A 13,711-nucleotide genomic window follows, 5' to 3' on the forward strand; every position below is an offset into this window, starting at 1 on the left:
CCCCTGTGTTAGCTGCAAATCCGCGCCACGGCTCGCGCGAATCGCGCCAGCCCCTCTTTCACATCCTGCTCAGGAATAATCAGTGAAGGGGTGAAGCGCACCACATCCGGCCCGGCGATCAGGGCAATCACGCCCTCTTCATTGGCCAGTTGGGTGATCTGTTTTGCCTTGCCGGCATAATCCTGGGTCAGTTGGCAGCCAATCAACAGGCCGCCACCGCGGATCTCAGAGAAAATCGGGTACTGCTGGTTAATCTTGTTCAAACCGTCGAGGAACCACTGGTGACGCTGTTTAACCCCTTCCAGCACTTCCGGCGTATTGATGATCGAGAACACCGCACCTGCCACCGCCGTCGCCAGCGGGTTACCGCCGTAGGTGGTGCCGTGAGTGCCGACGCCCAGGGTCTTGGCCAGTTCGTCAGTGGTCAGCATGGCGCCGATAGGGAAGCCACAACCCAGCGCTTTCGCGGTGGTCAGCACGTCCGGGACTACGCCGTATTGCGTATAGGCATACAGCTCGCCGGTACGGCCCATGCCGGTTTGTACTTCATCGAAAATCAGTACCGCATCGTGACGATCGCACAGCTCACGCAGGCCCTGCAGGAAAGCGGGATCGGCCGGCAATACGCCACCTTCGCCCTGAATCGGCTCGACGATCACCGCACAGGTCTGGTCGTTGATCACTTCGGCGGCGGCCGCCAGATCGTTGAACGGCGTGTGGGTGATGCCGCCCGGCAGCGGGGCAAAATCTTTGGAATACTTCGGCTGGCCGCCGGCAGAAACGGTAAACAGCGTGCGACCGTGGAAGGCGTTGTTGAACGCCACAATCTGGTTCTTGCTGCTGTTGCCCTTGTCCAGCGCGCGTTTGCGTGCCAGCTTCAGTGCCGCTTCGTTGGCTTCCGCCCCGGAGTTACAGAAAAACACTTTGTCGGCAAAGGTGGCGTCAATCAGCTGCTTTGCCAAACGCAGTACCGGCTCATTGGTGTAGCCATTGCCCAGATGCCACAGTTTGCCCGCCTGCTCCACCAGCGCCGCCGTCACCACCGGGTGAGCATGGCCCAACGCGTTGACCGCGATACCGCCGGCGAAATCGATGTACGACTTACCCTGTTGATCCCAGACCTGCGAGCCTTCTCCCCGTACCAGAATAAAATCAGCGGGGGCGTAAACCGGGACCATCCAGTCGTCGAAAGACTGGCGGGTAACTGCGATTGGCTGTTCCATAATGACCTCATAACTTCAGCAAAGACTGAATTTTGACTGTAAGGGCCGCTCCTGCCCGGATGTCCCGCCACAAAACAACAAAAACCACGCCGTCGCTGCCACTTTTCGACCGGTGATAACTCTGCCTTTCACCGCCTATTCAGAAACAAATCTGTTACATCAAACGCGTTTTTCGCTATTTATGCCGGGTATCGGGTCCTGGAACGGGGAATAAATGTTAACGAGCAGTTAAAATACATGCCGTTTGATAAAGAGTGTAGAGCAGCTATCGTGCCAAACTGGGATTTTCGGCGATTTTTGCGTTTTTTTACGCTAAAACAACGGCTTACAATGCATACTTATTCAATAAATATGCATTGGTAATGAATAATTGAAAAAATAAGGCTAAAAATCATCGTTGGCTGCGAAATCCTATTCAATTACAAAAAACTTCAATAATTCTGATCGCGCTCGCAAAAATAATTTGGCCTGATTTGCGTCCGATCACACTTTTGCCCCACATCGGTGCAGAGAATGCACCACATACGGGCAAAGCCGCGTCAATTCAGGCTCTGCGCGACAAACAGCCGCCCCGAATCGGGCGCCTCCGTGGGCAACCTCCGCGCCAGATCTCATATTTGTTAACTTACCGAACAAATTGTTGACAGTCTGAGGGCGCGATAATAGGTTAATTTCAATGGAACACGTGTTCCATGATGAAAAAACACACACCACATCGACTGCACAGCATCGGGGTTATCATGGCTCATTTCTGCTTGCGTACTAACCAGAGGATTACCGGGGCCGCACTGGCCGTGCTGTTGGGCCTGCCGGTTTCTGCCAGCGCCAACACCCGCATCACCTTCGCCAACTATTTGCCGAATGATTACATCAACAAGGTGATTAAAGACTTTGAGGCGGCGCATCCGGACATCCAGGTGCAGTCGATCAAATGCGGCTTCGCCGACTGCCACCAAAAGCTGACCACCGCACTGGCCGTTGGCCAGGGAGCCGCCGATATCTTCAGCGTCAGCACCATCAAGCTGGGCAGCTTTGCCAACTCCGGCGGGCTGAACAACCTGAGCGCCCCACCGTTCAGTATCGATAGCCAGGGTTGGCAGTTTGATCCCTCGATGATCAGCCTGGCGAAGGGCAACGACGGCAATATCTATGGCGTGCCTTATGACACCGGCCCGGTGATCATGATCTACCGTAACGACATGGTGCAGAAGGCGGGCGTGAAGATTGAAGACATCACCAAAAGCTGGGACAGCTTTATTGCCTTTGGGGAAAAACTGAAAAAAGAGCAAGGCGCTTACCTGCTCCCGGCCGCCACCAGCCTGATCAACCCGTTGGTGGTGGGCATGAACAGTGAACCGGGCAAGCCGGTGTACACCAAAGACGGCAAACCCAATCTCGACTCCCCGCAAATCAAACAGCTGATGACGGTGATCAAAACGCTGTATGACAAAGGACTGGCTGCCTCGCTCGACGGCTCTACCAACTCGCAGGAATACATCAAGCTGTACCGTCAGGGGAAACTGTTCGCGGATATCGACGGCCCGTGGGACGAAGGCCGGATTGAGCAGGAGCTGGATCCGGACGGTGCCAAAGCCGGGCTGTGGCGCGTCACTGGCGTACCGGGCAATATCAAGGTCAATGCCGGCGGCACCACGCTGGTGATCCCGAAGCAGAGCAAAAACGCTCCGGCAGCCTGGCAGTTCATTCAGTACTTTATGCAGCGTGACGTGGTGATCGACGCCGCGAAAACCGCCGGTACCCTGCCAGCCCGTCTCGACGTGTATAACGCGCCCTACTTTGACACCCCGAGCAGCATTCTCGGCGGTCAGCATTCGATGCGCTACTACGCCAGCCTGGTGCCGGATCTGAAACCGGTCGCCTCATCGCCGGAGGACAACATCGCCAACGAAATCCTTAACGAAGCGGCGAAGAAAATCCTGGTGCAGCATCAGGACATCGACAGCACCCTGCGCGATGCCAACAAGCTGCTGGAACGTCGGATGCGTGCTTTGTAATCATCAGATACGGCGGTCAGTCGGCCGCCGACTTTATGTTTCCGTCGGTTCGGGGAGTCTATGCGTAAGCGATTTTTCAAAGGGCTGCTGCACGATCACCGCACCGCCTACCTGCTGCTGCTGCCGTTTATGCTGCTGTTCGCGGTGTTCAACGCCTTCCCGATCTTCTTCTCGGCGTTTCTGTCATTTCAGTCGTGGAACCCGGTAAAAGGCCTCAGTTCGATGAAGTTTGTCGGGCTGGATAACTTTTACTATGCCTTCACCGACGATGCCTTCTGGGTGTCGCTGGTCAACACCATCAAAATTACGCTGGTGTCCGGTCTGTGCCAGCACCTGTTCGCCATCACTCTGGCCTACTCATTGCTGCACATCATCGTGCGGGGCCGACGCTTTTTGAAGGCGGCGATCTTCCTGCCCTACATCACCTCTTCCGTCGCCGTCAGCCTGATAGTGTTCAACCTGTTCTCCCCGGTCGGCATGGTCAACGAACTGCTCAGCGGGCTGGCGACCCGGCTGCACCTTGGCGCGCTGGCGGCAGCCTTGCCGATCAACTTCTTTGACAGTGACTGGATCCGCTTCACCATCGCCAATCAGGTGACCTGGAAGTTTACCGGTATCAATACGGTGATCTACATGACTGGCCTGGCGTCGATCTCACCGGACCTGTACGAAGCGATTGAACTGGATGGTGCCGGCCGTTGGCAGAAATTCCGCTATATCGCCCTGCCGCTGTTGGCCCCCTTTATCTTCTTCGCCACGCTGATGACGTTGATCGGCAATATGCAGCTGTTCAATGAACCGATGATCCTGACGCAAGGGACCGGCGGCGTCGACAACAGCGGCCTGACGGTGTCGATGTACGTGTATAAAACCGGCTGGTCCTATCTGGATATGGGCACCGCTTCGGCAATCTCCTGGATCCTGTTCCTGTTGATAGCCGTGGTCAGCGCACTGGTATTTTGGGGCTTTGGCAACCGCGGGGGATTAAAAGATGAACGCTAACGGACGCCGTTTTGACACCGGCAAGCTGTTGATCTACCTGCTGGTCTCGCTGTTTGCTTCGCTGTCACTGTTCCCGTTCTACTGGTCGGCCTTGCTGGCAACGCAGGACACCCGCAGCATCATGGGCATGTCGCTGCGCTTTGGCAGCCACCTGCTGGAAAACTACCGAGGGCTGGAACAACAGGTCCCCTTCACCCGCTCGCTGATCAATACCCTGTATGTCACCGCCATGGCCACCCTGACCAGCGTACTGGTGTCCGCCGCCGCGGGTTACGCCTTCAGCGTTTATCAGTTCAAGGGCAAGAAGGTGCTGTTCACCACCCTGATGCTGACCATGATGGTGCCCAGCGTGGTCAACCTGGTGCCCTATTTCTTCGTGATCAAAAGCGTCGGCCTGCTGGATCAGTTCGCCGCCGTCTGGCTACCGGCCGGGGTCAACATCTTCGGTATTTTCCTGGTGCGCCAGTACGTCAGCTCCTCGCTGCCCAGCGAAATCCTCGACAGCGCGCGTATGGATGGCCTGAACGAACTGCAGATCTTCCTGCGTATCGGCCTGCCGCTGATGCGCCCGGCGCTGCTGACGGTGGCGATCGTGGTGGTGGTCGATACCTGGAACAACTTTATGCTGCCGCTGGTGGCGTTACAGTCACCGGACAAACAAATTCTACAGTTGGTGCTGCGTAGCCTGAGCGGTGCCACCGCCACGCCGTGGAACCTGGTGATGACCGGCAGCTTCCTGGCGATCGTGCCGCTGCTGATCGCCTTTATCTTCTCTTCCAAACAAATGATGGAGAGCCTCACCCGTGGGGCGGTCAAAGGGTAACTTATGCAATCAATCGATATTTACCGCGCTCACAGCACCGCTGAGCGCCAGCAAGTGATCCTGTTTGCCACCGCAGAGGACGCACTGCCTGCCACCTTGCAAAATGCCGGTCTGCAACGGGCAGTGGTCGGCACGCTTTATCCGCTGGGCGACAGTCGTTTTGCTCTCAATATCGGCACGCCGCTGACGCCCGCCGCATTGCAGGACGCCGGGGCCATTATCGCCGCCGGGCAAAAAGATTTCGGCTTGCAGCAGCTACGCCTGACGCTAACGCCAGAGCTGCCGGCAGAAGCCGAGAGCTGGCGCTGGCTGCTGTTCGGCCTGCGCCTGGGGGCTTATCGTTATCAGCATCACGACAGTGCGAAGCTCACCGACCCCACCCAGCCGCTGAACAGCCAGGATGCGACCACCCAGGCGCTGTGCGACTGGGCTAATCTGCATGCCGAGGGGGTGATCATTGGCCGCGAGCTGATGAACAAACCGGCCAATATTCTCTACCCGGAAAGCTTTGTGGAAGCGGTAGCCCAACTGCCGTTCAGCCACCTGCGCCAGGAAGTGCTGGGGGATGAACAAATGGCAGCACTGGGCTTTGGCGGCCTGCTCGGGGTGGGCCAGGGCAGCGCCCGTGCATCGCAGTTGCTGATCCTCGATCACCATCCGGCCAACGCCCGCCACACGCTGGCGCTGGTCGGCAAAGGCGTCACCTTCGACAGCGGCGGCATCAGTATTAAAGGCGCGGCTCGCATGAGCACCATGAAGTTCGATATGGGCGGCGCGGCGGCGGTGGTGGGCGCGATGCGAATCATCGACGCGTTGCAATTACCAATCCGCGTCATTAGCCTGTGCGGACTGGTGGAAAATATGCCCTCCTCACGCGCCCAGCGCCCCGGTGACGTCGTCACCATGCACAACGGCAAATCGGTAGAGATCATTTCGACCGACGCCGAAGGTCGCATGGTGCTGGCCGACGCGATCAGCTATGCCCAGCAACGCTTCCAGCCGGATTATCTGCTGGATATCGCCACCCTGACCGGCGGTGCCGGCGTAGCGCTGGGCAAGGAATATGCCGCCATGATGGGTAACGACGAGGCTTTTCTGGCGCAGGTCAGCCAGGCGGGCAAGGTCAGCGCAGAACCGGTCTGGCCGATGCCGCACGGCGGCTGGTATCGCGGCGTGCTGAAGTCTGAATTTGCCGACTACCGCCACGGTGGCGAAGATCCGCACGGCAGCCCGTGCGTGGCGGCGACCTTTATCAGCGAGTTCGTGCAACCGGGCCAACGCTGGGCACACCTGGACATCGCCGCCATGTCGACCGATATGCCGCACCGCAAGCTGTACGCCAACGGCGCATCCTCATTCGGCGTGCTGTTACTGGCACGGCTGAGTTCCCTGCTTGCCGAAACGGAGCACTGATGGCCTACGTAGAATTGCTTGATATCAACAAACGTTATGACAACGGCTATCAGGCCGCCAGCAATGTGAATCTGCAGGTGGAGAAAGGCGAGTTTGTGGTGCTGCTCGGCCCATCGGGCTGCGGCAAATCCACCACCCTGCGCATGATCGCCGGGCTGGAAACCCTGTCCTCCGGCGAATTGAGGATTGACGGCGAACGCATGAACGAGGTGCTGCCCAAATACCGTGATATCGCTATGGTGTTCCAGAGCTATGCACTGTACCCGCACATGACGGTGTACGAGAACATGGCGCTATCGCTAAAAATCAAAGGGATGGCCAAGGCGGAGATCGCCAGCCAGATTGCCGCGGTCGCCGAAATGCTGCACCTGAGCGAGTTCCTGCAGGTTAAACCCGGTCAGTTGTCCGGTGGCCAACGCCAGCGGGTGGCGCTCGGTCGGGCGATTGTCCGGCGACCCAAGGTGTTCCTGTTCGATGAGCCGCTGTCCAACCTCGATGCCAAACTGCGCAACCGCATGCGCCAGGAGCTGTCGGCGTTGCACAAGGCGATCGGCGCCACCATCATCTACGTCACCCACGATCAGGTGGAGGCGATGACCATGGCGGACAAAGTAGTGATCATGAACCAGGGCAAAGTGCAGCAAATCGGCACGCCGCTGGATCTTTATCACCGGCCGGTTAATCGTTTTGTCGCCGAGTTTATCGGTTCACCGCAGATGAACCTGTTTGAGGTGCAGGTCCAGGTTCAGGGCGAGCAGATTGTGCTGCAGGGCGATTCGGGATTGGTGTTGCCGCTGGCGGCGGCCGACTTCCCGGCGCTGAGCCCTCTGCACGGTGCCTGGCTGACGCTGGGCTGCCGTCCGGAGGCCTGTAGCATCAGCGCGCCGCTGGCGGAGCCGCATCTCAGCGGAACGCTGGTGTACAGCGAAAATCTGGGTGCGGAGAGCAATCTGTTCGTGCAGGGTGACAACGGCGCACAGTACATCGTGAAACAGCATACTCAATTGCAGCACTCGCAAGGGCAACCACTGGCGGTGACGCTGGATACCACCGCGTTGCACTTTTTTGATCCGCAAACGGGCGAACGGTTGGCGGCATGCGGGGAAACGGTGTTACCGACCGGCGTTCTGTGAGACCCTATCACCGCTGCGCGACCCTACCGCAGCGCCCTGTTTTCCGTTGAGTATTCGCCCCATGCCGATTAAAAAAGTCACCTCTCACGATGTCGCCCGCGTTGCCGGTGTGTCACGCACCGTGGTTTCCCGCGCCTTTTCCAATCAGGGCCGGGTATCGCAGAAGAACCGTGAACTGGTGATGCGTGTCGCCAGCCAACTGGGCTACGCGCCGGACGCCATCGCCCAGAGCCTGCACACCGGAAAAACCGGCTTTGTCGCGGTGGTGGTTAACCACTTTCATGACCTGTCCGATCTGGAGTTTTTCGACCGTTTGGTGGAGCAGTTGCAAAACAGCAACCGACAGGCGGTGATGATCCGGCTGGAAGGCATCGCAGATCCGGCCGGCTACCTGAAACAAACCATTTCCTATCACGTGGATTCTGCCGTGGTGTTCGCCGACAACATCAGCGCCCGCGCCGCGAAGGATCTGTTCCGCATTGCCACACCAATTATGCTCAACGGCCTGGCGGGTGACGCCCTGTGCGATGCGCTCAACGCCGACGAGGCCCCCAGCCTGCAACAACTGGCGGCGCTGATGGCGCAAAAGGGTCAGCGGCGGGTGGCGGTGCTTGGCGGGCGCAGCAGCGCCAAAGGGGAACAGCTACGCCAGCAGACCTTCTTAGCTCAGGCGGCACAACAACAGTTGCAGATCGTGGCCCAGCTCAGCGGAGATTACAGCTACCAGAGTGGTTTCACGCTGGCACCGCAGCTGCTGGCGGCACAGCCGGCCCCACAGGCGATCTTCTGCACCGCAGATTCCATGGCAATGGGGGTGATGGATTATATTCGTTTGCATACGTCATTGCGGATCCCGCAGGACGTCGCGGTCTACGGCTTTGACGATATCCCGATGGCCGCCTGGCCGAGCTATCAACTGACCTCGGTGCGGCGGGATATCAGCGCGATGATCGCCGCCATTGTGCAACTGATAGAATTACGCAGCAGCAGCCCGCAGGCCGCACCGCAGCAGGTGACCATCCCCACCGAACTGGTGGTTCGCGCCTCCTGTTAACCCCGCTTTTCAGCGGGTGGTAATGATCTCGGCATCGCGTAATTCCGGTGCCGCCATGCCGCTTTGCCACAGCCAATATTGGATCGGACCGGGGCAGTTGAGGCTCACCACCTTGTGGTTGCCGTGTTTATCGACGGCATGGATAGTCACCCCCTCGGTGTAACCGTCCTTCAGGTAGTTCAAATCCTCTATCGCTTCATACACCGCCTGATCCAGCGTCATGCCCATCTTCATGTACAACACCACGGCACGGCTGGTACCGCAACGGATGGTCATTTCCCCGGTGTGGGTACAGGCGCAGGCCCCATAGCGGCTGTCGGCATAAGAGCCGCTGCCGATGATTGGACTGTCCCCCAAACGGCCCGGGTATTTCCATGCCCAACCCGAGGTAGAGGTGGCCGCACTCAGGGTACCCCCGCCATCCTGCGCCAAGAACACCGTGGTATCGCGCACTCGCTCGGGATCGGTGGCGTTGTTCGACAAGCCGGCCAGCGGAATATTCGGCCAGTCGCGGCGCTGTTCCGCACTCATCGCCTGCTCCAGCTTTTCCCACCACACGCGTTTGGAGTCGGCAATCAGGTTGTCGCCCGCCAGTGCGCCAATTTCGGCAGCAAAACGTGCCGCCCCGGCACCGACCAGGATCTCGTGGTTAAGATCTTCCATCACCCGGTAAGCCACCTCCACCGGATGCAGGTACCCTTGCAATGCCCCTACCGCACCGGTGCGCAAGCTGTCGCCGTCCATCACCGAGGCATCCAGCTCCATCTCGCCCAGGACGTTGGGCCAGCCGCCATAACCCACGGTGCGCACGCTCGGATCCAGCTCCACCAGCTTGATGCCGTCAACGATGGCGCGCAGGCCATTGTGCCCCTGCTGCAGCCGTTCGGCCGACAGACCGATCCCCGGATGTCCTTCAGAGTTTGCAATCACAATCATAGGATTTTTTTTCCCGCACGGCGTTGAGCGCCCAAAGAGAGGCACCGGGATTTCCGGTGTTCAGTGCCAATGGAACACGTGTTCCATTGGTGTTTAAAAAGTATCTTCGCCTCGCTGAAAAGTCAAACTCAGGCGGCAAAAAGCGTGGCTTGGCACGCTTTTTCTCAACGTGCTACAGGGCCAGCAAACGTGCGCCATTCAACTACACTGTGATCTCGACCGAAAAGCGCATGAGGAGCCATGATGTCCAAGAAAACTGTAGACCCAACCCAACCCGCCGCTCAGCACGATATCCGTACTTTTCTGGATGCGTTGAATGCCGGGGGCGGCAAGCCGATGGAACAGATGAAACCGAAAGAGGCGCGTAAGGTGCTGGAAGGCGCGCAGCGTAGCGTCGAAGTGCCGCTGCACGAGGTCGAAATCAGCGAGAAAACCATTCATGTCGAGGGGCAGGACATCCTGCTGCACATCGTGCGGCCGGCCAAGGTCAAGGAAGCACTGCCGGTATTTATGTTCTTCCACGGCGGCGGTTGGGTGCTGGGAGATTTCCCTACCCATGAACGGCTGGTGCGCGATCTGGTTTACAGTTCCGGCGCGGCGGCGGTGTTCGTTAACTACACCCCATCACCGGAAGCCCATTACCCCACCGCCATCAATCAGGCCTATGCCGCCACCGAGTGGGTGGCGGAATACGGCGAGAAAATCAACGTCGACGGCTCCCGGCTGGCGGTAGTCGGCAACAGCGTCGGCGGCAATATGGCGGCGGTGGTCAGCCTGATGGCCAAAGAGAAAGGCACCCCGGCCCTGCGCACCCAGATCCTGCTGTGGCCGGTGACACACGCCAGTTTTGATACCGACTCTTATCACCAGTTCGCCGAAGGCCACTTCCTGACCCGTAACATGATGAAGTGGTTCTGGGACAACTACACCACCGATAAAGCCCAGCGCAAAGAGATCTACGCCTCACCGCTCAATGCCACGCTGGAACAGTTAAAAGGCCTGCCACCGGCCCTGGTACAAACCGCCGAGCTGGACGTGCTGCGCGACGAAGGCGAGGCCTATGCCCGGCTGCTGAATGCCGCCGGGGTCGAAGTCACGTCCACCCGCTATAACGGCCTGATCCACGATTATGGCCTGCTGAACCCCATTGCCCATGTGCCGGCGGTGCATTCCGCCATCCATCAGGCCGGACGGGCGCTCAAGCATTATCTGGCCTAGGTTAATCGGCATAATGGCAGGCCACCCGATGCCCCGCAGCCACCGTACGTAACGCCGGAGCCTGCTCCCGGCACTGTGCGGTGGCCTGCGGACAACGGGGATGAAAACGACAACCCTGCGGCGGTTGCGCCGGGTTAGGCAGTTCACCCCGCGCCATCGCCTGCGGTTGGCGTTGCGGATCCAGACTGGGCACCGCTGCCAGCAACGCCTGGGTATAAGGATGGCGCGGTTGGCGAAACAGGCTGTCGCGGTCTGCGCTCTCGACAATCTGGCCGAGATACATCACCGCCACGTCCTGACACAGGTGCTCCACCACCCCGAGATCGTGCGAAATAAACAGAAAGGTCACCCCCTGCTGCTCCTGAAGATCGGAAAACAGGTTGATGATCTGCGCCTGAATCGAGACGTCGAGCGCCGAAATCGGCTCGTCGGCGACGATAAATTCCGGCTGCAGGATCAGCGCGCGCGCAATTCCGATACGCTGGCGCTGGCCACCAGAAAACTCATGCGGAAAACGCCCATAATGCTGGGCCGACAGTCCGCAGATCTCCATGGTGTCGATCACCCGGTCACGCAGCTCGTTTTTCTGCGCCAGCCCGTGTTGTAACAGGGCTTCACCAATCGTATCGCCAATACGCATCCTCGGGTTCAGTGAGCTGTAGGGATCCTGAAACACCAATTGCATCTTCGGGCGCATCTCACGCAGCCGACGCGGGCTGAGCGCATCCAGCGCCTGGCCGTTGAACAACACCTCACCGGCGGTTTTATCATGCAGCCCCAGCAGCGTGCGGCCAACGGTGGTTTTCCCACTGCCGGACTCGCCCACCAGGCCGAAAATCGTGCCTTTTCGAATACCGAAACTGACGTCATCTACCGCCCGCAATTGCCCGGTGGTCCGGCCGAACAGGCCTTCCCGCAGCGGAAAATGCTTCTTCAAGCCTTTGACTTCCACCAGCCACTCAGCCGACATGAATACGCCCTCCCGCATTCAGAAAACAGGCCGACTGACGCTGCAATGTGCCATACAACGGCGGAATGCCGTCGCGGCAGCGCGCACTGGCCTGAGCACAACGATCGGCAAACGCACAATGGTCCGGCAGCTTGGCCAGATCCGGCACCTGACCGGGGATCGAATACAGCCTGCGCCGCCGCTGCCCGGCCACCGGCCGCGAAGCCATCAGCCCCTGAGTGTAAGGGTGCTGGGGGTTAGCCAGTACCTCACGCGTCCCCCCCTGCTCGACTATCCGCCCGGCGTACATCACCACCAGCCGGTCGGCCATCTGAGCAATCACGCCAAGGTCATGGGTGATCAACATCATCGCCATGTTATTTTTACGGGTCTGCTCACGCAGCAGCGTCAGGATCTGCGCCTGCACGGTGACGTCCAGCGCGGTGGTCGGCTCATCGGCAATCAACAGCGCCGGGCGACAGCTGATGGCCATGGCAATCATAATGCGCTGTAACATGCCGCCGGAAAGCTGGTGCGGGTAGCTGGTCATCAACTGTTCCGCCCGCGCCAACCCAACCTCGGTAATCAGCGCCGTCGCCTCACGCCATGCTACCTTCGGCGAAGTCCCACGATGGCGGATCAACGGCTCTACCAGCTGTTCGCCGATGGTCAGCACCGGGTTCAGGGCACTCATCGGCTCCTGAAAAATCATCGCCAGCCGGTTGCCACGCAGATCGGCCATCTGCTGCGGCCGCAGCTTCAGTAAATCCTGACCGTCGAAGTGGATTTCGCCGCCGTCAATTTGCGCCAGCGGCTGCGGCAATAGCCCCATCAGCGCCATGGCGGTGACGCTTTTACCGCAGCCGGACTCACCGACCACTCCCAGCGTCTGTCCGGCATGCAGTTCAAAACTCAGTTGCTGCACCGCCTGCACCCGACCCTGCTCACCATTGAAGGCCACCGACAGTTGATTAAAAGCCAGCAGGGGTCGGCTCATGGTTTTACTCCGTTCATTTTCGGATCGAGCGCGTCCCGCAGACCGTCACCCAGAATATTGATCGCCACCACGGTGATAAAAATCGCCAGGCCCGGCGGCATCCACAGCCAGGGACGACGCTGAAAGTCGATCAGGCTGTTGGCGGCATCCATCATGTTGCCCCACGACGGCGTTGGCGGCACCACGCCCAGCCCCAGATAGCTGAGTGCCGACTCACTGAGGATGGCATTGGCAACGCCCATGGTGGCCACCACCACCAGGATCGGAATGGTGTTCGGCAGCAGATGGCCGAACAGGCGCCGCCGGGTGGACAGCCCCAACACTTCGGTTGCCAGCATGAAATCACGCTCACGCAGCGACAGGATCTGCCCCCGCACCAGCCGCGCCAGCGACGGCCAGCCCAGCAGGCTGAGCATAATCATCACCATATAGATGCGGTAATCCGGCGAGACGTCCAGCTCGGACAGCATCGCCCCCATAATGATCAGCAGCGGCAGGCTGGGGATGGTCATCAACAGATCGGCAAAGCGCATGATCAGCTTGTCCACCATGCCGCCCAAATAGCCGGACAGCGCCCCCAGCAGGTAACCGAGCGTGACGGACAGCAGCATCGACACCAGGCCGATGGTCAGCGAGATGCGCCCCGCCAGCAGCAGGCGGGTGTAAATATCGCGGCCAAGAAAATCCGTGCCGAGCCAGTGCGCCGCATTGGGGGCCTGATTGATGTTCAACGCATCCCCGGCATCGTCCTGCCAGGGCGACAGCATCGGCCCAAAGAGGCACAGCACCGCCAATACCAGCAGCAACAGCAGCGAGAGCATCGCCAACCGGTGACGCCGCAGCCGTTGCCAGGCCTGAGCGGTCGGGGGCGGCGACAGTTGCGCCAGCGCCGGAAGTTGCGCCTGCCGCCAGCGGCGACGGCGACCAAAAAACAGCGTTGCCAGCATG

General features: G+C 59.4%; 12 protein-coding genes. 7 read left to right on the top strand and 5 right to left on the bottom strand.

What is annotated here, in order from left to right:
- Nucleotides 1–8 precede the first annotated feature (8 nt).
- The gene (locus NHG65_RS15300) at nucleotides 9–1,223 is read right to left on the bottom strand and encodes an aspartate aminotransferase family protein (protein WP_207979064.1); all 1,215 of its coding nucleotides are present in this window, start codon (nucleotides 1,221–1,223) and stop codon (nucleotides 9–11) included.
- A 692-nt stretch (nucleotides 1,224–1,915) separates the two neighbouring features.
- Here NHG65_RS15300 and NHG65_RS15305 point away from each other — a divergent pair.
- The 6 genes from NHG65_RS15305 (at nucleotide 1,916) to NHG65_RS15330 (ending at nucleotide 8,663) form a co-directional block, all read left to right on the top strand.
- The gene (locus NHG65_RS15305) at nucleotides 1,916–3,238 is read left to right on the top strand and encodes an ABC transporter substrate-binding protein (protein WP_283603412.1); all 1,323 of its coding nucleotides are present in this window, start codon (nucleotides 1,916–1,918) and stop codon (nucleotides 3,236–3,238) included.
- A 60-nt stretch (nucleotides 3,239–3,298) separates the two neighbouring features.
- Entirely contained in the window at nucleotides 3,299–4,240 is a 942-nt protein-coding gene (locus tag NHG65_RS15310) for a carbohydrate ABC transporter permease (protein WP_099064317.1), read from the top strand.
- Nucleotides 4,230–5,063 carry a carbohydrate ABC transporter permease gene (locus tag NHG65_RS15315; RefSeq protein WP_499182354.1) on the top strand — a complete coding sequence of 278 codons (834 nt, stop codon included), beginning with the start codon at nucleotides 4,230–4,232 and terminating at the stop codon, nucleotides 5,061–5,063. Before NHG65_RS15310 ends, NHG65_RS15315 begins: the two co-directional genes overlap by 11 nt.
- 3 nt (nucleotides 5,064–5,066) lie before the next feature.
- A complete protein-coding gene (locus NHG65_RS15320; protein WP_499182355.1) occupies nucleotides 5,067–6,476 on the top strand; it encodes a leucyl aminopeptidase family protein in 1,410 nt (469 codons plus the stop codon).
- On the top strand, nucleotides 6,476–7,609 hold the full coding sequence (locus tag NHG65_RS15325; protein WP_099064320.1) for an ABC transporter ATP-binding protein: 1,134 nt from the start codon (nucleotides 6,476–6,478) through the stop codon (nucleotides 7,607–7,609). The genes NHG65_RS15320 and NHG65_RS15325 overlap by 1 nt, the downstream gene beginning before the upstream one ends.
- Nucleotides 7,610–7,670: 61 nt before the next feature.
- Nucleotides 7,671–8,663 (top strand): LacI family DNA-binding transcriptional regulator, encoded by a 993-nt coding sequence (locus NHG65_RS15330; RefSeq protein ID WP_232519111.1) that lies wholly within the window; start codon nucleotides 7,671–7,673, stop codon nucleotides 8,661–8,663.
- A gap of 9 nt (nucleotides 8,664–8,672) precedes the next feature.
- On the opposite strand, the gene NHG65_RS15335 is transcribed toward NHG65_RS15330, so the two are convergent.
- Nucleotides 8,673–9,599: a glycosylasparaginase gene (locus NHG65_RS15335; RefSeq protein WP_207979054.1), complete on the bottom strand. Its 927-nt coding sequence runs from the start codon at nucleotides 9,597–9,599 to the stop codon at nucleotides 8,673–8,675.
- A 243-nt stretch (nucleotides 9,600–9,842) separates the two neighbouring features.
- On the opposite strand from NHG65_RS15335, the gene NHG65_RS15340 reads away from it, so the two are divergent.
- Nucleotides 9,843–10,817 carry an alpha/beta hydrolase gene (locus NHG65_RS15340; protein ID WP_099064322.1) on the top strand — a complete coding sequence of 325 codons (975 nt, stop codon included), beginning with the start codon at nucleotides 9,843–9,845 and terminating at the stop codon, nucleotides 10,815–10,817.
- A 1-nt stretch (nucleotide 10,818) separates the two neighbouring features.
- Here NHG65_RS15340 and NHG65_RS15345 read toward each other — a convergent pair whose 3' ends face one another.
- Genes NHG65_RS15345 through opp4C form a run of 3 tightly spaced genes read right to left on the bottom strand, consistent with a single transcriptional unit; the run spans nucleotide 10,819 to nucleotide 13,710 of the window.
- Nucleotides 10,819–11,787, bottom strand: coding sequence for an ABC transporter ATP-binding protein (locus tag NHG65_RS15345; RefSeq protein WP_499182356.1), 969 nt, complete (start codon nucleotides 11,785–11,787; stop codon nucleotides 10,819–10,821).
- Nucleotides 11,777–12,763: an ABC transporter ATP-binding protein gene (locus tag NHG65_RS15350; RefSeq protein ID WP_499182357.1), complete on the bottom strand. Its 987-nt coding sequence runs from the start codon at nucleotides 12,761–12,763 to the stop codon at nucleotides 11,777–11,779. Before NHG65_RS15350 ends, NHG65_RS15345 begins: the two co-directional genes overlap by 11 nt.
- On the bottom strand, nucleotides 12,760–13,710 hold the full coding sequence (gene opp4C, locus NHG65_RS15355) for an oligopeptide ABC transporter permease (protein WP_219016479.1): 951 nt from the start codon (nucleotides 13,708–13,710) through the stop codon (nucleotides 12,760–12,762). Before opp4C ends, NHG65_RS15350 begins: the two co-directional genes overlap by 4 nt.
- Between the last annotated feature and the right edge of the window lies 1 nt (nucleotide 13,711).

It is taken from the genome of Serratia myotis, from assembly GCF_027474885.1.
Lineage (GTDB): Bacteria > Pseudomonadota > Gammaproteobacteria > Enterobacterales > Enterobacteriaceae > Serratia > Serratia proteamaculans.

Excerpts from the sequence above, each read along its gene's own strand:
- NHG65_RS15300 (WP_207979064.1), bottom strand. The coding sequence starts at position 1,223 with ATGGAACAGCCAATCGCAGTTACCCGCCAGTCTTTCGACGACTGGATG.
- NHG65_RS15305 (WP_283603412.1), top strand. The coding sequence starts at position 1,916 with ATGATGAAAAAACACACACCACATCGACTGCACAGCATCGGGGTTATC.
- NHG65_RS15310 (WP_099064317.1), top strand. The coding sequence starts at position 3,299 with ATGCGTAAGCGATTTTTCAAAGGGCTGCTGCACGATCACCGCACCGCC.
- NHG65_RS15315 (WP_499182354.1), top strand. The coding sequence starts at position 4,230 with ATGAACGCTAACGGACGCCGTTTTGACACCGGCAAGCTGTTGATCTAC.
- NHG65_RS15320 (WP_499182355.1), top strand. The coding sequence starts at position 5,067 with ATGCAATCAATCGATATTTACCGCGCTCACAGCACCGCTGAGCGCCAG.
- NHG65_RS15325 (WP_099064320.1), top strand. The coding sequence starts at position 6,476 with ATGGCCTACGTAGAATTGCTTGATATCAACAAACGTTATGACAACGGC.
- NHG65_RS15330 (WP_232519111.1), top strand. The coding sequence starts at position 7,671 with ATGCCGATTAAAAAAGTCACCTCTCACGATGTCGCCCGCGTTGCCGGT.
- NHG65_RS15335 (WP_207979054.1), bottom strand. The coding sequence starts at position 9,599 with ATGATTGTGATTGCAAACTCTGAAGGACATCCGGGGATCGGTCTGTCG.
- NHG65_RS15340 (WP_099064322.1), top strand. The coding sequence starts at position 9,843 with ATGTCCAAGAAAACTGTAGACCCAACCCAACCCGCCGCTCAGCACGAT.
- NHG65_RS15345 (WP_499182356.1), bottom strand. The coding sequence starts at position 11,787 with ATGTCGGCTGAGTGGCTGGTGGAAGTCAAAGGCTTGAAGAAGCATTTT.
- NHG65_RS15350 (WP_499182357.1), bottom strand. The coding sequence starts at position 12,763 with ATGAGCCGACCCCTGCTGGCTTTTAATCAACTGTCGGTGGCCTTCAAT.
- opp4C (WP_219016479.1), bottom strand. The coding sequence starts at position 13,710 with ATGCTGGCAACGCTGTTTTTTGGTCGCCGTCGCCGCTGGCGGCAGGCG.